Genomic DNA, 18981 nt, shown 5'->3' with positions numbered 1-18981 from the left:
GGCCGCATCCTCGGTGGGACCGGCGCCGGGCGGCGGGCGGGAGACCCCCGCCGCCCGGCGGACGGGTCAGCTGAGCAGCGCGGTGGCGATGTCGAGCAGGTCGGCGTCGAGGCCGGCCACGGTGTCGTCGAGGTACTGGCCGGCCGGCTCCAGCGGCGGGGTGCCGTAGGTGACGTTCTCGTCCAGGTAGGCACCGACCGGGGTCGCCTCGGCCGCAGAGGCGGTACCCGCGACGGCCATCATGGCGGCGGGCGCGACGACGGCGGCGAGACCGGCGCCGAGCGCGATGGCCTTGGTGCGGGTGCGGGGAGCGTGGGAACCCATGGGGATCTCGCTTTCAGGGTGGGGAACGTCGGGATTCTCTCGGTCGCCCACACCTCGATGTGCGGCGCGACGCCGCAACCCTGGCCGCCGGCGCGCCCGGTGATCAACCGGACGCGGACCGCTTTACACGCTGTTTGCACGCATTTCCGGGCTGCCGTAAGGGCTACTCACACTCGTCCGAACGGCCTAACGCAGGTCATGACCCCTGTAGCGCTGTCGCGCCTTTCGTCAATTCTCGAACCCATGCCGGACATGCGGCGGCAACGCTGCGGAAACGCGGGCCACGTGCGGGTGGGGCGAACGTCACCTGCTCCGCCCGACGCTCACCGGGCCGGGATCGTGACCTCGCCCCGCTGGGCCTTGAGACCGATGTCCGTGCGGTGGTGCGAACCCGCGAGGCGGACCCCCCGAGGCGCCGGTAGGCCTCCTCGCGGGCCTCGGCGAGATCCGCGCCCGTGCCCACCACGGAGAGCACCCGCCCGCCCGCGGAGACCACCGCACCGTCCTCGCGACGGCGCGTACCGGCATGCAGGACGCCCTCGCCCTCGGCCCCGGTGATGACGTCGCCGAGCCGCGGCGTCCCCGGGTAGCCCTCCGCCGCCACGACCACCGTGACCGCCGCCCCGTCCGACCACTCCAGCGGCGGCTGCTCGGCCAGCGTGCCCGTGGCGACGGCGTTCAGCAGCCCGGCCAGCGGGGTGCGCAGGAGTGCCAGCACGACCTGGGTCTCCGGGTCCCCGAACCGGCAGTTGAACTCGATGACGGCCGGCCCGGCGGACGTGAGCGCGAGGCCCGCGTACAGCAGTCCGCTGAACGGCACGCCACGCTCGGCCATCTCGTCCGCCACCGGCTGCACGACCCGCGCGACGAGCTCGTCGACGAGGTCGTCGCCCGCCCACGGCAACGGCGCGTAGGCGCCCATCCCGCCGGTGTTGGGCCCCGTGTCGTCGTCCCCGACGCGCTTGAAGTCCTGGGCCGGGAGCAGCGGCACCACGGTGCGCCCGTCGACGAGGCAGAAGAGCGACGCCTCGGGGCCGTCGAGGAACGCCTCGAGCAGCACGGGATGGCCGTCGTCGAGCAGGTGCATGGCATGCGCCCGGGCGACCTCGATGTCCGGGCTCACCACCACGCCCTTGCCGGCCGCCAGCCCGTCGTCCTTGACGACGTAGGGCGGGGTGAACCCGGCGAGGGCGGCGTCGAGGCGGGCCGGGTTGTCCACGATCACCGACGCGGCCGTGGCCACCCCGGCGGCGGCCATGACGTCCTTGGCGAAGGCCTTGGAGCCCTCGATCCGCGCCGCGTCCGCCCCGGGCCCGAAGACGGGGAAGCCGGCGGCACGCACGGCGTCCGCCACCCCCGCGACGAGCGGGATCTCAGGGCCGACCACCACCAGGTCCGCGCCCCAGTCGCGGGCCAGCGCCGTCACCGCCTTCGGGCTCCGGGCGTCCACCCCCCGTTGCTCCGCGACCGCGGCGGTACCGGCGTTGCCGGGTGCACACGCCAGCGCCGTCACCCCCGGGTCCTGGGCCAGCGCCAGGAGGAGGGCATGTTCACGGGCACCGCTACCGATCACCAGGACGCGCACGGACGAAGAGCGTAGAACCTCGCCGCCCGGGCCGTCGCCGCGACCTGCGCCACGCCCGCGTGAAGTGGGTCGGGCGGGGCCGGTACGGTCGCCCCCGTAGTTCACTCACCGGTAGTCCCGGTGACGCTCGTACGTCGACCTCCCCTCGTCTCGGCAGGACAGGGTGGACGTGCTCGCACCTCCCCCGAGAGGACACCCCCATCGTGGTCGTGACCGGCCCGGTGCTCGCCCAGGCGCCTGACCAGACCTCGCAGACCCGTTTCGGCCCGTCGGCCGCGCACCGGCGCTCCGCCGCCCCCCGCGCGCTGGTGATCGGCCACCGCGGCGCACCGGGCTACCGGCCCGAGCACACCCTGGCCTCCTACGAGCTGGGCGCCCGGATGGGCGCGCACTACATCGAGCCGGACCTCGTCTCGACCTCCGACGGCGTGCTGGTCGCCCGGCACGACGCCGAGATCGGGAGGACCACGGACGTCGCCGCGCACCCGGAGTTCGCGGACCGGCGCACCGTCCGCACGATCGACGGGCACACCCTCGACGGCTGGTTCGTCGACGACTTCACCTTCGCCGAGCTCCGGACCCTACGCGCCGTCGAGCGGCTGCCGCACCTGCGCCAGGAGAACACCCTCTACGACCGGCGCCACCTCGTCCCGTCGTTCGACGAGGTCCTCGCCCTGCGCGAGCGGCTCTCCACGGAGCTGGGACGCGAGATCGGCATCTACCCGGAGACCAAGCACCCCGGCTACTTCGCCGCCACCGGGCGCGCGCTGGAGCCCGCGCTCGTCGCGTCGCTGCGGGCGGCCGGGCTGGATCGCGCGGACTCGCCGGTGTTCGTCCAGTCCTTCGAGACGGCGAACCTGCGCGCCCTGCACGCGCAGATCCCGGTCCGCCTCATCCAGCTGCTCGACGACGAGGACGATCCCGCCGACCTCGTCGCCGTCGGCCGGACGGTCGCGGACCTCGTCACGCCGGAGGGCCTCGCGGACATCGCGACCTACGCGACCGGCATCGGGCCGGCGAAGGACCTGGTCATCGGCCGGACCCCGGACGGCGCCCTGGGCCTGCCGACCGGCCTGGTCGAGAACGCGCACGCCGCCGGGCTGCTCGTGCACGTCTACACGTTCCGCAACGAGAACGCGTTCCTGCCGGCCACGCTGCGGACGCCGGGCGCGGAGGCGGACTACGGGGACGCCTTCGCCGAGTACCTGGCGTTCCTGGCCCTCGGCATCGACGGGATGTTCTCGGACAACCCGGACACCGCGGTGGCGGCGCTGGAGCTGGCGGCCTAGCCCCTCAGGAACTTCGTGAGGAGCGCCGTGGTCTCGGCCGGGCGTTCCTCGTGCGGGAAGTGGCCCGTGTCGTCGAACAGGTGGTGGGTGAACGGACCGGCCGCCCACCGGCGCGAACGCAGCACGGTGGACTGCAGGACACACGGGTCGTCGGCGCCGTGCAGCTGCAGCACCGGCATCCGGGCCGGACGGGCCATCGCGGCGGCGAAGCGACGCCCCTCGGCCCGCAGCTGGGAGCGCATGGCCCAGCGGTAGTACTCCAGCGAGCAGTGCGCGACGGCCGGGATGCGGATGGCGGACCTGTTGCGGGCCACCGCTTCCGCGAAGTCCTCGGTCCGGGTCCAGGCCTCGCCGGACCACTCGCGCATGATCGTCTCGACCCGCGCGCCGTCGTCCGCGCGGAGGCTGTTCTCCGGCCGGCGCGGGACCTGGAACCCCAGCGCGTAGTTCGCGGTGGCCCGGCCCTGGCCGCGCGGGTCCGTGGCGAGCGCGGCCCGCATCGCCAGCGGGTGCGGGGCCGCGAGCACCGCCAGGGAGTGCACGAGCCGGGGGTGCAGCGCGGCGACCGTCCAGCCGATGACGCCGCCCCAGTCGTGCCCGGCGATCCGGGCCTCGGGCTCGCCCAGCGCGCGGATCAAGCCGGCGACGTCACCGGCGAGGGTCCAGAGGTCGTAGCCGCGTGGCGGCTTGTCCGAGTCCCCGTAACCCCGCAGGTCCACCGCGACGGCTCGGAAGCCCGCGTCGGCGAGGCCGGTGAGCTGGTGACGCCAGGACCACCAGAACTCCGGGAACCCGTGCAGCAGGACGACCAGGGGCCCCTGCCCGTACTCCGCGACGTGCAGCCGGATCCCGTTCGCCGAGACGTCCCGGTGCGTCCACGGGCCGGGCAGCCGGACCGAGGACGGTTCGGGTCCGCCCCGCGAGCCCACGCGCGTCAGCGGCCGGCGGTCCGGTGACCGTTCAGCTCCGGGGTGGTGGACCTGCCACGGTTGCCCAGGACCTGCGCGGTGTCCTTCAGCGAGCTGATCGTGCGTTCCGGCTTGCGGATCTTGCGGACCCGCAGATAGCCGATGAACGCGGCCACGCCCGCCACCACGAGCATCAGGCCGAACACGATGCCGAACGACGCGGCCCGGTTCAGCCAGATCGCGAGCAGCTCGGCGATGGCGAAGAAGAGGAAGAACAGGCTGAACAGGGCGATCACGAGCGCGACGATGAAGAAGACGCTGCCCTGCACGCCCTTCTTGACCTCGGACGTGACCTCGGCCTTGGCCAGCTCCACCTCGGAGCGGACCAGGGTGGAGACGTGGGTCGTCACCTCGCGGACGAGGTCGCCGATGGACTGCTCGTCCGCACCGCGCGCGGGCTCCGCGGACAACGGGATCGACGGCAGCACGGGCGGGTCGCCCACTGCGCCGGAACTGGACGGGCCCCTGGAACTGGTCGGGCTGGCCACCGCGGTCCCCTCCTGCTGCTCGACTGTGTCCGGTAAGCGCCGTCCGGGTCCACGATGTTCTGTGTGGACGGCGGATCGCCATCGTGCCACGGGCCCCTGCGCGTCGCCTGGGCAGGCACGGCGTGGACCCGAAGGTGTTCCGCGCAGCGGCCACCCCCGCCGCGACGAGCATGTGCGCCTACTCGTCCGGGCGGCCGCGCAGCTTCTTCACCGCGCCGCGGCGGGTCTTCGCGTCCAGCCGGCGGCGCTTCGACCCCGCCGTGGGCCGCGTCGGGCGCCGCGCCCTGGGCTCCGCCGCCGTCGCCTCCCGCAACCGCTCGACGAGCCGTTCGCGCGCGGCCTCCCGGTTGCGCAGCTGGCTGCGGGTCTCCGCCGCGACGACCGTGAGCACCCCGTCGACCAGCCGGTTCCCCAGCCGGGTCAGGGCACGCTCGCGCAGGTCGTCGGGCACCGAGGGCGAGCGCGCGACGTCGAAGGACAGCTCGACTCGCGAGTCCGTGGTGTTCACCCCCTGCCCGCCGGGCCCCGAGGCACGGGAGAACCGCCAGTGGAGCTCACGCGCGGGAACCTCGAAGCCGCGCCGCACACGCAGCACGCCCTCCAGGTCCCCGCCGGCGGTCATAGGGCCATTGTTCCCCACCCGCTTCCGCACGAACGGCCACTTTCGTGCGGTAGGACGGGGCTCAGTCCTCGCTCTTGCCCTCCTTGAGGCCGGACGAGATCAGATCCATGACCGCGGAGTCCGCGAGCGTGGTGACGTCCCCGACCTCGCGGTTCTCCGCGACGTCGCGCAGCAGCCGGCGCATGATCTTGCCGGAGCGCGTCTTCGGCAGCTCCTCCACGACCATGATCTGCCGCGGCTTGGCGATCGGCCCGATCTCCTTGGCGACGTGGTCCCGCAGCGCCTTGATCGCGTCCTCGCCGCCGTCCTTGGCCGCGTTGCCGCGGAGGATGACGAACGCGACGATGCCCTGACCGGTCGTCGGGTCGGACGCGCCGACGACCGCCGCCTCGGCCACCGTCGGGTGGCTGACCAGCGCGGACTCCACCTCGGTCGTGGAGATCCGGTGCCCGGACACGTTCATGACGTCGTCGACGCGCCCGAGCAGCCACATGGCGCCGTCGTCGTCGTACTTCGCGCCGTCCCCGGCGAAGTAGTAACCCTGGTCCGCGAACCGCGACCAGTAGGTCTCGCGGTACCGCTCCTCGTTGCCCCAGATGCCGCGCAGCATCGACGGCCACGGCTTGTCCAGTACCAGGTAGCCGCCGCCACCGGTACCGACCGGCTGCGCCTCCTCGTTGACGACCTCCGCACTGATGCCGGGGATCGTGCGCATCGCCGATCCGGGCTTGGTCGCCGTGACGCCCGGCAGCGGGGCGATCATGATCGCCCCGGTCTCGGTCTGCCACCAGGTGTCGACGATCGGGCACTTGTCGTGCCCGATGTTCTCCCGGTACCACATCCAGGCCTCGGGGTTGATCGGCTCGCCGACCGTGCCGAGCACCCGCAGCGAGGAGAGGTCGTACTTCTCCGGGATCTCCTTGCCCCACTTCATGAAGGTACGGATCAGCGTGGGCGCGGTGTAGTAGATCGAGACGCCGTACTTCTGCACGATCTCCCAGTGCCGGCCCTCGTGCGGCGTGTTCGGCGTGCCCTCGTACATGACGGACGTGGCGCCGTTGGCCAGCGGACCGTAGACGATGTAGCTGTGCCCGGTGATCCAGCCGATGTCCGCGGTGCACCAGTAGACGCTCTCGCCGGGCTTGTGGTCGAACACCACGTTGTGGGTGTACGCCACCTGGGTCAGGTAGCCGCCGGAGGTGTGCAGGATGCCCTTCGGCGTCCCGGTGGTGCCGGAGGTGTAGAGGATGAACAGCGGGTGCTCGGAGTCGAAGGCCTCGGGCGTGTGCTGGTCCGACGCGGCCCCGACGACGTCGTGCCACCAGAGGTCACGGCCCTCGGTCCAGGGGACCTCGGTCTCGGTCCGCTTGACCACGACGACGTGCTCGATCGACGGGGTGTCCTTGACCGCCTCGTCGGTGTTCTCCTTCATCGGCGCGGGCTTGCCGCGCCGGAACTGGCCGTCCGAGGTGACCAGCAGCTTGCACTCGGCGTCCTCGATGCGGGCCTTGAGTGCGCCCGGGGAGAACCCTCCGAAGACGACACTGTGCATCGCGCCGAGGCGGGCGCAGGCGAGCATGGCGATCACGGCCTCGGGGATCATCGGCAGCTGGATCGCGACCCGGTCGCCCTTGCCCACGCCGAGCTCGGCGAAGGCGTTGGCGGCCTTGGAGACCTCACGCTGCAGGTCCGCGTAGGTGATCGTGCGGGTGTCGCCGGGCTCGCCCTCCCAGTGGATGGCGACGCGCTCACCGTTGCCCTCGTCGACGTGGCGGTCCACGCAGTTGTAGGCGACGTTGAGCTTGCCGCCCACGAACCACTTCGCGAAGGGCGGTTCCCACTCGAGGACCTGGTCCCACTTCGTGTCCCAGCTCAGCCGGTCCGCCTGCTCGGCCCAGAAGCCCTCGCGGTCGGCGTCGGCCCGGGCGTACCAGTCCTCCGTGGCGTTGGCCTGTGCGGCGAACTCCTCGCTGGGCGGGAAGCTGCGGTTCTCGGTGGAGAGATTGCTCAGCGTCGGTCCCGACTCGGCCATCTTCTCGTGTCCTCCTCGTCCCCTGACGGGCCCGGACCCGGAGACCTGGGTGCCCGGCGGGCGTCGTCGCACTCGTCGGGGACGAACGGTAGTGCGCTCGGACACCTTGCGCACCGTCAGTACGGACAGGACACCCCCGATTCCTCGGGTTCGGCAGTGGCAGCATGGCGGGGTGCCCGCCCTCAGTACGTCCGATCCGCTCGCGCCGCTCTCGGAGCTGCCCGGTGTCCCGGAGGCGGTGGCGCGCGCCCGGGATGCGCTCGTCACCGTGCACAACCACAAGGTGAACCGGCGAGGCTGGCCGGCCACGGCCGCCGAGGCCGCGCTGCGGGCCGCCCGCGCCTCCGCCGCGCTCGACGGCGCGCCCCTCGAACCCGCGCGCGACGAGCACATCACGGACCCGGTCCTGGCCGGGGCGGTGCGGGTGGCGGACGAGTCGTCGAAGCTGCTCGGGGTCTGGAAGGGCTCGCCGCTGCAGGCACTCGCGCGGCTGCACATGCTGGCGGCCACGGACCTGGTCCCGGTCGAGCGGCACGACGCGGAGCTGGGCCGTCCGCGCGGCGGGCCGGACGTGTCCGCACGGCTGTCCCTGCTGGCGGACCTGGTGACGGGCGGGACGTCCGCGCCGGCGCCGGTGCTCGTCGCCGTCGTGCACGGGGAGCTGCTGGCGCTGGCGCCGTTCGGGAGCGCGGACGGCGTGGTGGCCCGGGCGGCGGCGCGGCTGACGGCGGTGGCGGCAGGTCTGGACCCCAAGAACCTCGCGGTGCCGGAGGTGGGTCACCTGCGCCGCAGCGTCGAGTACCGGAAGGCGGCGGCGGGGTTCGCCGAAGGGACGGCGGAGGGGGTGCGGGCATGGATCCTGCACTGCTGTGCGGAGTGGGAGGCCGGTGCCCGCGAGGGAGTGTCGATCGCGGACGCCCGGGCCTGAGGCTCCTCATCACGCGACGACAAGGCTCGGGCGGCGGCCCCGACAAATCGGAACCGCCGCCCGAATCGCGTGAGACGTCCGGGATCCAGGCGTGCACTACGTGTCGTGGTCACGGCCTCGGCGGCCGGCGTCCCGGTCCGCAGGCCCACGACGACATGCCTCCCGCGGCGTGCTGTGCGTGGAGTGTCCGGCGCCTCGCGCACGGAGCCCGATCGGGGGAGCCGGCGCTTCTCTTCCGCACCAACCCTGGCCGCCCGGAGTCCGTGCACCCAGTTGTAACCCGTGACCGGCGCCACTTCAAGGGCTTGCCGAAGGTGCACCGGTTCAGGAACGGAGCGTGGTGATCCTCCGCCGCAGGGACCGCCCGGACAGTGGATGCGGCAGCCGTCGCCTTTCCGCTACACCCCGGGTGAGCTGGGCCAACGCGGCCGCGATGCGGACGAGGCGACCCTGCCGGCGCCGGCGCAGGCGCAGGGACCAGACCCCCGCGCCGGCGAGCGCCGCGACGCCCACTCCGGCCGCGCCGAAGGCGATGCGGGGCCGCAGCCGCGAGCCCACCTTCACGGGGACGGAGAACGTGAGCACGGGCCAGCCGCGCTTGGCGGCCTCCCGGCGCAGCTGACGGTCCGGGTTCACCACGACCGGATGCCCGACCGCCTCCAGGAGCGGCAGATCGGTGATCGAGTCCGTGTACGCACGGCAGGTGGCGAGGTCGTACCCGCGCTCGGCGGCGATGGTGCGCGCCGCCTCGGCCTTGGCCTCGCCGTAGCAGTAGAAGTCGATCTCGCCGGTGTAGCGGCCGTTCCGCGCCGCCATCCGCGTGGCCAGGCACCGGTCCGCGCCCACGAGCGCCGCGATCGGCTCGACGACCTCCAGGCCGGAGGCCGACAGCACGATCACCTCGTCCCCCGCGGCATGGTGCTCGTCGATCAGCGCGGCCGCCTCGGCGTAGATCATCGGCTCCACGATCTCGTGCAGCGTCTCGGCCACGATCGACCGGATCTGCGCGACCTCCCAGCCCGTGCACAGGGCGGTGATCCGGGTGCGGAGTGCGGCCATCGTGTCCGCGTCCGCGCCGGAGAGCAGCAGCAGCAGCTGGGCGTACCCGGACCGGAGCACGGCCGCGCTGCTGATCAGGCCCTCCCGCCGGAACGGACGACTGAACGCCAGCGCGCTCGATCCGGCGATGATCGTCTTGTCCAGGTCGAAGAAGGCGGCACCCGGCGTCGCGGACGCCTCGTGCGGACGGGGCGCTGGAACGGACGGCACGGGCACCTCCGCGAGCTTGCCAGACCCGCCCGCGGGGGCTCCGGCGGCGCCGTGGAGCACCGGTCGGACGCACCCGTCCGGGGCGCAACCGCTTGCGCGCCCCGCGTTCCGGTCACCCGGCGACCGGGCGGGACCGACATCTGGGCGGCGGGCCCGGAGTGCGGTTACAGTGGCGATGGTTCGGACTGTGTCCGGGCCCGGTTCAGCTCGACCCCCCGGGGCTGAACCACCGACGGCCCGCGCCAATCCCCCCTGGCGCGGGCCGTCCCGTTCTCCGCGCGCACCGTCTCGTCCCCGACGCCGGGGGAGTCTCGTCTCCCGCGCGGGCCGTCCCGATCTCTGCGCGGGCTGTCCCCTCCGCCGGGCGGTCGCACGTTCTCGGCAGCCGGCGCCGCGGTGCCGGCGAGGTCCTGGTGACCGGCGCGGGCGCGCGCGACGGGTACCCCCGACGCGAATTCTTCCCTACCGCGCCGACGGTTCCGGCCGATCCGGGCGGGCCGGAACCGAGTTGTCCACATCCCCCTCGAACCATCCACAGCCGAGCAACTCGTCCGTGGATCGGCCCCGATCCGTCGCACGCTCGTCACCGGTGGAACGCACCTCGCGGCCACCGGGAGGAGGAGCCGCCGTGACGGACCGCAGGGACGATCGAACGCTGCTCGTGGCCGAGGACCCGGACCTGCTCGACGCGCTGCTGCGTCTCTCGGCGGCGGCCGGGACCGAGGTGCACCGCGCCGTCGACTCGGCCGATGCCCGCCGCCAGTGGCTGACCGCCCCGTTCGTCGTGCTGGACGGCGCGTCGGCGGCACGGTGCGTCGAGGCGGGCATGCCTCGCCGCGAGGGGGTGGTGGTCGCGGTCCGTGGGACGCCGCGGCCCCCGGACTGGATGCATGCCGTCGCACTCGGCGCCGAACACGTCGTCTCGATGCCCCAGGCCGAGCCGTGGCTGGTGGCGGCGTTCGCCGACGCCGCCGAGCAGGCCGCCGGCCGGAACGACCGCGGCCGTGTGCTCGCCGTCGTCGCGGGCCGGGGCGGGGCGGGGGCGTCGGTACTGGCCGCGGCGGTCGCCGTGACCTCCGCCCGCGCCGGGGCCCGGACCCTGCTGGTGGACTGTGATCCGCTCGGCGGCGGGCTCGATCTCGTGCTGGGCGCCGAGGACGTCGCCGGCATGCGCTGGCCCGAGCTCACGGTGACCGAGGGCCGAGTCCCGGCCGGTGCCCTGCATGCCGCGCTGCCGGCGCCGGCGATCGGCCGCGCGGGTGGCGAGCTCGGCGTGCTGTCCTGCGCCCGGGCGGCGCAGGGCCCGTCGCCGGCCGCGGTCGCGGCGGTCCTCGAGGCCGGACGACGCGCGGGCGAGACGGTCGTCTGCGACGTCCCCCGCTACCCCACGGACGCGGCCCTCACCGCGCTCGCCGACGCCGATCTCACCGCCCTCGTCGTGCCCGCGGACGTCCGGGCCTGTGCCGCCGCCTCCCGGGTCGCCGCCGTGCTGTCGGAGCAGACCCGGCGGGTGGCGCTGGTCGTGCGGGGCCCCGCGCCGGGCGGGGTGGGAGCGCAGGACATCGCCGCGGCGCTCGACCTCCCGCTGCTCGTGGCCATGCGCCCGCAGCAGGGGCTGGCTCGCGCGATGGAGCGCGGCGTCCCGCCCGGACGCGGCAACGGGCCGTTGACGACGGCCTCCCGGACCTTGTTGGGTGCCCTGCACACGACAGGGGGGCCGGCGACCGCGGCCCGGCCGCCGGCAGGTGTGCGATGACCGCCCCGGCCGGCCTGGTGGACCGGGTCCGGTCGCGGCTGGCGGCGAACGGCGGTGAGCCGACGCCGATGGCCGTCGCGGCGGCCGTGCGGGCGGAGTCCGGCGGCGTCCTCTCGGACCTCGACGTGCTCAGCGCGCTGCGGACGATCCGCCAGGAGTTCACCGGCGCCGGCCCGCTCGACGAGCTGCTGCGGGACCCGCGGACCACGGACGTGCTGGTCTCCGGCCCGACGTCGGTCTGGGCGGACCGCGGCGCAGGCCTCGAGCCCGTCGGGATCCGGTTCCCGGACGAGGCGGCCGTGCGCAGGCTGGCCCAGCGCCTCGCCCTCGCCGCGGGCCGCCGGCTCGACGACGCGAGCCCGCACGTCGACGGCTGGCTGGCCGAGTCCGGCGTCCGGCTGCACGCGGTCCTCGCGCCTGTCGCCGCGGACGGCACCTGCATCTCGCTTCGGGTCCTGCGGCCCGCCGCGCACGATCTCGCGGCCCTGCGCCGGCTGGGCACGGTCGACGCCACGGGCGAGGCCCTGCTGCGGACGGTCGTCGAGGCGCGACTCGCCCTGCTGGTGTCCGGAGGCACGGGCTCGGGAAAGACGACGGTGCTCAACGCCCTGCTCAGCGCGGTCGACCCGGGCGAGCGGATCCTGACCGTCGAGGACGCCGAGGAGCTGCGGCCGCGGCATCCGCACGTCGTCCGGCTCGTGGCACGACCGGCGAACATCGAGGGCGCCGGCGGCGTGGGCCTGCGGGACCTGGTCCGCCAGGCACTGCGGATGCGGCCGGACCGGCTGGTCGTCGGGGAGGTCAGAGGAGCGGAGGTCATCGAGCTGCTCGCGGCCCTCAACACGGGGCACGACGGCGGCGCCGGCACTGTGCACGCCAACTCCGTCCGTGAGGTCCCGGCCCGCCTGGAGGCGCTCGCCGGCGCCGGCGGCATGGCCCGCGAGACCCTGCATAGCCAGCTCGCCGCGGCGGTCCAGGTGGTGCTGCACATGCGCCGACCCCCCGGCGCCGGCCGCGTCCTCGACGGCGTCGGGGTTCTGCGGCGGGAGGACAGGGGCGTCGTCGTCCGTCAGGTGTGGACGAGAGCAGGCGGGTGGGGTGAGGGCCGGGCGGAGTTCGGCACGCTGCTCGCCGAGCGCGGGACCGGTGCGCCGTGGTGAACCCGCTGCCGGCCGCCGCCCTCGCTGCACTCGGGGCCGCCCTGCTCTGCGCACCGGGACGCACCGGGGTTCCGCGGCTCGCGGCGCTCCTCCCCCGGTCGACTGCACGCCGCACCCTGCGGCTGCCGCGCGGGCTCTGGCTCGTGGCCGCGGGAGGCGTCGGCGGCGTGCTGCTCCTCGGTGTGGCCGGCGGCATCACCGGGATCGGCGCGGCCGCCCTGTGGCGGCACCGCCGCTCCACCCGGGCCACCGAGATCACGTCGGCCATGGCGTCGGGCCAGCTCGCCGACGCCCTCGCCCGGATGACGGACGAGCTGCGTGTCGGGGCCCATCCGGCGACGGCGCTCGACGGCGTCCGACAGGACGGGCCGTGGGCGGAGGAGGTGCTCGGGCCGGCCGCCGCCGCCGCGCGGCTCGGCGACGACGTGCCCGCCGCGCTGCGCCGCTCCGCGGCGAAGGCGTCGGGGTCGAGCGCCGACGACCTGGAGCGGGTGGCCGCGGCCTGGACCCTCGCCGACCGGCACGGCGCCCCGCTGGCCCTGCTGCTCGACGGCGCCCTCTCGGACATCCGGTGGCGGGTCGCGTTCGGCGCCCGGGTGCGCGCCCAGCTCGCAGGTCCCCGCGCCACCGCAGCGGTGCTCACCGCGCTACCGGCGCTCGGTCTCGGGCTGGGACATCTGATGGGCGCGGATCCGGTCGGCGTGCTGCGCGACGGGTTGCTCGGCCAGGCGCTGCTGCTCGTGGGCACGGGCCTTGTCGCCGCCGGTCTGCTGTGGACCGAACGGATCCTGCGTGCGGCGGTGCCCCGGTGAGCGCGATCCCCCTCGTGGTCCTCGCGCTGGCGCTGCTCGCCGCGGACGGCCGGGAGGGTCGCGGCAGGCTCGCCTCGCTCGACCGCGTCGCCGACGCTCCCGGTGCTGCGCCGGTGTTGCGTCCGGGATGGGCGGTCACCGGTGGCCTTGCGACGGCAGCGGTGTGCTGGCTCGTCGTGGGCGGGGTCGGCGGCGCCGTCACCGGCACGGTGATCGGCGGTGCCCTCGCGGTCGGCGCGGTGCGACTCGCCGCCCGCGGGCCGCGGGAGGTCCGCGATCCCGCGGGACTCGCGGCGGCGTGGGAACTGCTGGCCGTCTGTCTCGAGGTCGGGCTCCCGGTCCCGGCGGCGGCCGAGGCGGCCGCCGTCCGGCTCGCGGGGCGCCCGGGCGCGGCGCTGCGCCGCGTGGCCGGGCTGCTCGAGCTCGGCGCGGACCCGGCCGCCGCCTGGCGAGCGGTCGACGACGTCCCGGCGCTGTCCGCGTTCGGGCGGGCGGCCCGCCGCTCGGCCGGCACCGGCGCGGGCCTGGCCCAGGCCGCTCGGGCCGAGGCCGTCCGGTTGCGCGCCGAGCTGGTCGACACGGCCGAGGCCCGCGCGCAACGCGCCGCGGTCCTCATCACCGGGCCGCTCGGCCTGTGCTTCCTCCCGGCGTTCCTGGCCCTCGGGATCGCGCCGGTCGTGATCGGCCTCGCGGGAGAGGCACTCGCCCGGTGGTGACCACCGGGCTCCACCAGTACATGAAGGAGAAGACCATGTCGGACCGATCGCTACGCACGTTCCTCGACGACGACGGGATGTCCACTGTGGAATATGCAGTGGGCACGATCGCCGCCGCCGCGTTCGCCGCCGTCCTCTATGCCGTCGTCAGCGGGGACGGCATCGTCAGCGCGCTCACCGGGCTGGTGCAGCGCGCGCTCTCGGTGACGTTCTGATGCGCGACCGGGCCGATCGCCGCCCGCACGACCGCGGCGCGGTGACCGTCGAGGCCGCCATCGCCCTGGGCGTGCTCACGGTGGTCACCGTGCTGGCGCTCGGCTCGGTCGCCACCGTCGCGGCGTCGGTGCGGTGCATGGACGCCGCCAGGGAGATGGCCCGGCTCGCCGCTCGCGGCGAGCCGGAGCGGGCCCGGGAGGTCGCGCTGCGACTCGCCCCCAGCGGCGCCTCGGCGGACCTGCGGATCGACGGCGAGGAGATCACCGCGACCGTCACCGCGGCGCCGGGCGGTCTCCTGCCGTTCCGGGTCGGCAACACGGCGCACGCGGTTCTCGAGCCCGCCGCGCAAGCACCCGAACTCGACGCCCCGGTGGTGCACCGTGATCCGTGACGACGGCCGGATCCCCCGTGGCCAGATCCCCGACGCCCGGGACCCCCGCGACCTAAACCCCGACGACCTGGACCCCGACGACCTGGCCTACGGCGACCGGGGCTCCGCCACCGTCTTCGCCGCGCTCGCCTCGCTCGCGGTCCTGCTGGTGCTCATGGCCGGCGTGGACCTCGGCGGCGCGGCGCTCGCCCGGCACCGCGCCGAGGCCGCGGCGGATCTTGCGGCGCTCGCGGCTGCCGGACGCTCGACCGACGGCGCCGACGCCGCGTGCGACCTCGCCCGCGGTCTCATCGAACGAATGCAGGCGACGCTCGACCACTGCGCCCTCGACGACTGGGATGCCGTGGTGCAGGTACGGATCCGCCGCTCCTGGTCGCTGCTGGCCGCCGGAGACGCCGTCGGCCGGGCCCGCGCCGGCCCGGTCCCTGAGCCGCTGTCGGGCGGCGCAGCATCGGGCCCGGCGAATCGGATATCCGCAGCATTGAGTCCTCGCCTCCCAGTCGAGGGCTGACGGCGAGCGGTATCGACCACACGACGAATGGAGGGTTCTGGTACGGATGAGGCAACGACGATCAGGAAAATGCAGCTCGCCGTTCGGTCGCCCCGCTGGGCGCGCTCGTCGTTGCACACGCACCGATCGGCGACGACGTCTGGCCCCGCGCGCGACGGACGGGCCTACTGGACTTGTTCCGGAGTGCCGGCCCCGGCCGGAGCACCGGGATCGAGTGTTCGCTCCCCAGACAGCGGTGGCGTCGAAGCGCCTTATGGCCGACCCCCCATTCGGCACCACCGCATCCCGGCCGCCGCCGGTCGGTCCGGCCCCCGACGGGCCCACCGGCGGCGGCCCATCACACAGAAGCCTGCCGCGACCACGCCGGCGCCGAGCGGCCCGGCTTGATCGTCGCGCCCACGGCGGCTCGTCGGGCAGGCGCCTCCCGCGATCACCCCGGCGCGGGGTGCTCCGCCAGCGCCGTCAGCACGAGGTCCAGCACCACGATCGCGCCCGCCTTGTCCAGCGGCACGTTCCCGTTGCCACATTTCGGGGACTGCACGCACGACGGGCAGCCGCTCCGGCACCCGCAGTCCCCGATCGCCGCGCGGGTGGCGCGGAGCCATCGTTCGAGGACCGCGTGCCCGCGCTCGGCGAGGCCCGCACCCCCCGGATGGCCGTCGTGCACGAACACGGAGGGCAGGCCGGTGTCCGGGTGCAGCGCGGTCGAGAGGCCGCCGATGTCCCAGCGGTCGCAGATCGCGAAGAGCGGCAGCAGCCCGATCGCGGCGTGCTCGGCGGCGTGCAGCGCGCCGGGGATCCGCGCGGGGGTGATCCCCGCGGCATCGAGGACCTCCTCGTCGATCGTGTACCAGACCGAGCGGGTGTCCAGCGTCTGCGCGGGCAGGTCCAGCGGCACCGTCTCCAGCACCGTGCCGTCCGGCGTCCGGCGCTGGTAGGCCACCACCTGCCCGGTCACCCGCACATCCCCGAAGTACACGCTGACCGGACCGTGGTCCGTGCGGGAACGGACGTCGACGACGTCGACGTCCGCGGTGGAGCGGGCGTCCGTGCGCCAGTCCGGGTCCTCGGCGTGCACGAGCGCGAGCCCCGCCGCCAGATCCAGCTCGTCCACGACGTAGCTCTCGCCCCGGTGCAGGTACACCGCACCGGGATGGGCGGTCGCCGGCGCCGAGGATCCCTCGACGGTGCCCAGCATCCGACCGGTCGCGGCCTCCACCATCGCGACCTGACCCAGCCCGGACCCGCGGATGTCCACGGTCGCGGCCGGCCGCTCCCGGGCCGACGGCCAGAACCAGCCCACCGACCGCTTGCGGAGCACGCCGTCCTCCACCAGGGCGTCCAGTACCGTGCGGGCGGCGTCCCCGCCGAAGTCCCGCTCGACGTCCTCCTCGGTGAGCGGCAGCTCGGCCGCGGCGCACGCCAGTTGCGGAGCGAGCACGTACGGGTTCCCGGGGTCCAGCACGCAGCTCTCCACGGGTGCGCCCAGCAGGGCGTGCGGATGGTGCACGAGATAGGTGTCCATGGGGTCGTCCCGGGCGACGAGCACGACGAGCGCCTCGTCGCCGGCCCGACCGGCTCGGCCGGCCTGCTGCCAGAACGACGCCCGGGTCCCCGGGAACCCCGCGACGACCACGGCGTCGAGGCCCGCGATGTCCACGCCCAGCTCGAGCGCGTTGGTGGTCGCGACACCGAGCAGCTGGCCCCGGACCAACGCGGACTCGAGGGCGCGCCGCTCCTCGGGCAGGTACCCGCCGCGGTAGGCGGCGACCCGGCCGACCAGATCCGGGTCCACGTCCGCGACCAGGCGTTGCGCGCTCAGCGCGGTGGTCTCCGCGCTGCGCCGGGACCGGACGAACGCAAGGCTCCGTGCCCCTTCCACCACCAGGTCCGCCAGCATCCGCGCGGACTCCGTGGACGCCGGCCTGCGCACCGGGGCCCCGTTCTCCCCGCCGAGCTCGGGCAGGAGCGGGGGTTCCCACAGCGCGACCGTGCGCCCGGCGCTCGGCGAGCCGTCCTCGACGATCGCCGTGACGTCCCGACCGGTCAGCGCCCCCGCGAACTCGGCCGGGCGAGCCACCGTGGCCGAGGCCAGCACGATCGTCGGGGTGGCGCCGTAGCGGCGGGCCACCCGCAGGAGCCGGCGCAGCAACAGCGCCACGTGCGAGCCGAACACGCCCCGGTAGGTGTGGCACTCGTCCACCACGACGTAGCTGAGCCTGCGCAGGAACGCGGACCAGCGACCGTGCAGGGGCAGCAGCGAGCGGTGCAGCATGTCCGGGTTGCTGAAGATCCAGCGCGCGTGCCGGCGGGCCCAGTCACGTTCGTCCATCGGGGTGTCCCCGTCATAGGGCGAGGGCCGCACGTCCGGCACCCCGAGGGCCGTCAGCGCCCGGAGCTGGTCCGCGGCGAGCGCCTTCGTCGGGGACAGGTAGAGCGCCGTCGCGCGCGGGTCCTCGGCGAAGCGGGCGAGCACCGGCAGCTGGTAGACCAGGGTCTTCCCGGACGCCGTGCCCGTGGCGACCACCACGTCCCGCCCCGCGTGCGCCAGCTCGGCCCCCTCGGCCTGGTGGCTCCACGGCGCCTCGACCCCGGTGTCCCGCAGGGCCCGCACCACGTTCTCCGGCACCCACTCCGGCCACGGCACCGGGCGGCCCGGACGCGGCGGGAGCCGGATCGCGTGCCGCAGGGGATGCAGGTCGTCCGGGACGTCCTCGACGGGTTCCGCAGCGCCGGGAATGCCCGACACCCCCGCGTCGACGATCGTGACGTCCGGGTCCTGCCCCGAACCGGCGAGCACCCGGTGCAGCAGCTCGACCCCGCGCGCGGACCGCGTCACCCGCTCACCCACGGGAACCGGTCCTCCGAAACGACGTCACGGACGACGACACTGGCACACCGCACCGACACTCCCGCCGTCGAGGCGTCAGCCGAGGGGCGCCGCCAGAGCGCTGGCCACGCTCGTCAGCTCGTTCCGCGCGCCGCCCCAGCCGCGGGCCCGGGGCTGCACGCTCAGCAGCGCGACGACGAACCGCTCGTCCGGGCCGAGCAGCCCGGCGCTGTGCAGGTAGTACTCGCCGGAGAAGCAGCACATCCATCCCTGCTTCGCCGTCGCCCGCATCCGGCCGGCGATCGCGGGGGCGAGGAGCCCGAAGTCCTGGTCGAAGCCGTCGCGGGCTGTCGGCGTGGTGGCAGCGAGTGCGTCCAGCAGGAGGGTGCGGTCCGGCGCGGGCATCTCGCCGAGGATGTAGTCGTAGATCCGCAGGTAGTCCCGGGCGGAGACCCTGACCTCGCCCCACTGCGACGCGTCCGACGCGGCGCTCGTGTCCTGCAGCCCGAGCCGGGCGCTGACCCGGCCGGGCGCCCCCGCGCCGTCGAAGCGCGACCAGAGGGCGCTCATCGCCGAGTCGTCGCTCGCGCTCAGCATGCGGCGGAGCTGGTCCAGCACCGCGGGGTCCAGCACCAGGCCCTCGGTGCGCCGCCGTTCGACGAGGTCCACGGCGACCAGGAGCTTCGACAGCGACGCGGTGTACAAGGGTTCGGCCGCGAGCGCGCCGAGCGCCGTCTCTTCGGTGGCGCGGTCCAGCACCGCGACCGCGAGCTCGGTGCCCCCGGACACGACGGCCTGCGCGGCGGCGACCGCCGCGTCCGCCAGCCCGGTCTCGAACTCGGGCTCGGGCGGCGCTACGGGAGTGGGCGCGGCGGAAGGGGCGAGCGCGGACAGGCGCAGGATGTCGCCGGGCCCCGGCGCGCCCGGGGTGTGCGTGCCCGTGGGTGCGGACAGGTGGGACCGCGCGTCCGCGGTGGGTTCGACGGACACGGCGATCGGGATCGCGAGGAGCCCTGCCGCCGCCAGCAGGAAGCCTGGTCCCCGGATCCCGCGGACGTTGCGGCCTCTGATCATCTCGGGGGTC

The 18981-nt window shown here is 74.8% G+C and carries 17 protein-coding genes and 1 pseudogene; 9 read left to right on the top strand and 9 right to left on the bottom strand.

From position 1 onward, the window contains the following. Nucleotides 1-66: 66 nt before the first annotated feature. Together WBK50_RS00860 and purD are read right to left on the bottom strand one after the other, a co-directional pair. Nucleotides 67-324 (bottom strand): hypothetical protein, encoded by a 258-nt coding sequence (locus WBK50_RS00860; protein WP_341333777.1) that lies wholly within the window; start codon nucleotides 322-324, stop codon nucleotides 67-69. A 323-nt stretch (nucleotides 325-647) separates the two neighbouring features. Then, a pseudogene (gene purD / locus WBK50_RS00855) lies at nucleotides 648-1909 on the bottom strand (phosphoribosylamine--glycine ligase). Nucleotides 1910-2118: 209 nt separating this feature from the next. On the opposite strand from purD, the gene WBK50_RS00850 reads away from it, so the two are divergent. Continuing rightward, on the top strand, nucleotides 2119-3198 hold the full coding sequence (locus tag WBK50_RS00850; protein WP_445942333.1) for a glycerophosphodiester phosphodiesterase: 1080 nt from the start codon (nucleotides 2119-2121) through the stop codon (nucleotides 3196-3198). On the opposite strand, the gene WBK50_RS00845 is transcribed toward WBK50_RS00850, so the two are convergent. The 4 genes from WBK50_RS00845 to acs form a co-directional block, all read right to left on the bottom strand. Next, nucleotides 3195-4127, bottom strand: a complete 933-nt coding sequence (locus WBK50_RS00845) for an alpha/beta fold hydrolase (protein WP_341333775.1) — start codon at nucleotides 4125-4127, stop codon at nucleotides 3195-3197. The two genes, WBK50_RS00850 and WBK50_RS00845, sit on opposite strands and share 4 nt — an antisense overlap. A gap of 5 nt (nucleotides 4128-4132) precedes the next feature. Further along, on the bottom strand, nucleotides 4133-4654 hold the full coding sequence (locus WBK50_RS00840) for a phage holin family protein (protein ID WP_341333774.1): 522 nt from the start codon (nucleotides 4652-4654) through the stop codon (nucleotides 4133-4135). Nucleotides 4655-4832: 178 nt separating this feature from the next. Then, nucleotides 4833-5276 (bottom strand): alternative ribosome rescue aminoacyl-tRNA hydrolase ArfB, encoded by a 444-nt coding sequence (gene arfB, locus WBK50_RS00835; protein ID WP_341333773.1) that lies wholly within the window; start codon nucleotides 5274-5276, stop codon nucleotides 4833-4835. Nucleotides 5277-5337: 61 nt separating this feature from the next. Next, entirely contained in the window at nucleotides 5338-7308 is a 1971-nt protein-coding gene (gene acs, locus WBK50_RS00830; protein ID WP_341333772.1) for an acetate--CoA ligase, read from the bottom strand. Between the two features lie 172 nt (nucleotides 7309-7480). On the opposite strand from acs, the gene WBK50_RS00825 reads away from it, so the two are divergent. After that, complete coding sequence (locus WBK50_RS00825) at nucleotides 7481-8236, top strand: oxidoreductase (protein WP_341333771.1); 756 nt, start codon at nucleotides 7481-7483, stop codon at nucleotides 8234-8236. Between the two features lie 324 nt (nucleotides 8237-8560). Here the strand turns inward: WBK50_RS00825 and WBK50_RS00820 are convergent, their stop codons facing one another. Beyond that, complete coding sequence (locus WBK50_RS00820; protein WP_341333770.1) at nucleotides 8561-9505, bottom strand: HAD family hydrolase; 945 nt, start codon at nucleotides 9503-9505, stop codon at nucleotides 8561-8563. Between the two features lie 628 nt (nucleotides 9506-10133). Here WBK50_RS00820 and ssd point away from each other — a divergent pair. Genes ssd through WBK50_RS00785 form a run of 7 tightly spaced genes read left to right on the top strand, consistent with a single transcriptional unit; the run spans nucleotide 10134 to nucleotide 15067 of the window. Continuing rightward, nucleotides 10134-11261, top strand: coding sequence for a septum site-determining protein Ssd (gene ssd, locus WBK50_RS00815; RefSeq protein ID WP_341333769.1), 1128 nt, complete (start codon nucleotides 10134-10136; stop codon nucleotides 11259-11261). Beyond that, on the top strand, nucleotides 11258-12421 hold the full coding sequence (locus tag WBK50_RS00810) for a TadA family conjugal transfer-associated ATPase (protein WP_341333768.1): 1164 nt from the start codon (nucleotides 11258-11260) through the stop codon (nucleotides 12419-12421). Before ssd ends, WBK50_RS00810 begins: the two co-directional genes overlap by 4 nt. Continuing rightward, on the top strand, nucleotides 12415-13233 hold the full coding sequence (locus WBK50_RS00805; protein WP_341333767.1) for a type II secretion system F family protein: 819 nt from the start codon (nucleotides 12415-12417) through the stop codon (nucleotides 13231-13233). Before WBK50_RS00810 ends, WBK50_RS00805 begins: the two co-directional genes overlap by 7 nt. Then, nucleotides 13230-13949, top strand: a complete 720-nt coding sequence (locus WBK50_RS00800) for a type II secretion system F family protein (protein ID WP_341333766.1) — start codon at nucleotides 13230-13232, stop codon at nucleotides 13947-13949. Before WBK50_RS00805 ends, WBK50_RS00800 begins: the two co-directional genes overlap by 4 nt. Further along, nucleotides 13946-14164, top strand: a complete 219-nt coding sequence (locus WBK50_RS00795) for a DUF4244 domain-containing protein (protein ID WP_341333765.1) — start codon at nucleotides 13946-13948, stop codon at nucleotides 14162-14164. Before WBK50_RS00800 ends, WBK50_RS00795 begins: the two co-directional genes overlap by 4 nt. Next, nucleotides 14164-14556 carry a TadE family type IV pilus minor pilin gene (locus WBK50_RS00790; RefSeq protein ID WP_341333764.1) on the top strand — a complete coding sequence of 131 codons (393 nt, stop codon included), beginning with the start codon at nucleotides 14164-14166 and terminating at the stop codon, nucleotides 14554-14556. The genes WBK50_RS00795 and WBK50_RS00790 overlap by 1 nt, the downstream gene beginning before the upstream one ends. After that, nucleotides 14546-15067, top strand: coding sequence for an Rv3654c family TadE-like protein (locus WBK50_RS00785; protein ID WP_341333763.1), 522 nt, complete (start codon nucleotides 14546-14548; stop codon nucleotides 15065-15067). The genes WBK50_RS00790 and WBK50_RS00785 overlap by 11 nt, the downstream gene beginning before the upstream one ends. A 430-nt stretch (nucleotides 15068-15497) precedes the next feature. Here WBK50_RS00785 and WBK50_RS00780 read toward each other — a convergent pair whose 3' ends face one another. Both WBK50_RS00780 and WBK50_RS00775 read right to left on the bottom strand, forming a co-directional pair. Continuing rightward, nucleotides 15498-17831 (bottom strand): DEAD/DEAH box helicase, encoded by a 2334-nt coding sequence (locus WBK50_RS00780; protein ID WP_445942332.1) that lies wholly within the window; start codon nucleotides 17829-17831, stop codon nucleotides 15498-15500. A gap of 162 nt (nucleotides 17832-17993) precedes the next feature. Continuing rightward, nucleotides 17994-18971: a hypothetical protein gene (locus WBK50_RS00775; protein ID WP_341333762.1), complete on the bottom strand. Its 978-nt coding sequence runs from the start codon at nucleotides 18969-18971 to the stop codon at nucleotides 17994-17996. Nucleotides 18972-18981 lie beyond the last annotated feature (10 nt).

The sequence above is a fragment of the Pseudonocardia sp. T1-2H genome, from assembly GCF_038039215.1.
In the GTDB taxonomy this organism is placed as follows: Bacteria; Actinomycetota; Actinomycetes; order Mycobacteriales; family Pseudonocardiaceae; genus Pseudonocardia.
This window is presented reverse-complemented; position numbering and strand designations above follow the sequence as displayed.

Coding starts and splice junctions, on each gene's coding strand:
- acs (WP_341333772.1), bottom strand. CDS start 7,308: ATGGCCGAGTCGGGACCGACGCTGAGCAATCTCTCCACCGAGAACCGC.
- WBK50_RS00775 (WP_341333762.1), bottom strand. CDS start 18,971: ATGATCAGAGGCCGCAACGTCCGCGGGATCCGGGGACCAGGCTTCCTG.
- WBK50_RS00810 (WP_341333768.1), top strand. CDS start 11,258: ATGACCGCCCCGGCCGGCCTGGTGGACCGGGTCCGGTCGCGGCTGGCG.
- WBK50_RS00860 (WP_341333777.1), bottom strand. CDS start 324: ATGGGTTCCCACGCTCCCCGCACCCGCACCAAGGCCATCGCGCTCGGC.
- WBK50_RS00790 (WP_341333764.1), top strand. CDS start 14,164: ATGCGCGACCGGGCCGATCGCCGCCCGCACGACCGCGGCGCGGTGACC.
- arfB (WP_341333773.1), bottom strand. CDS start 5,276: ATGACCGCCGGCGGGGACCTGGAGGGCGTGCTGCGTGTGCGGCGCGGC.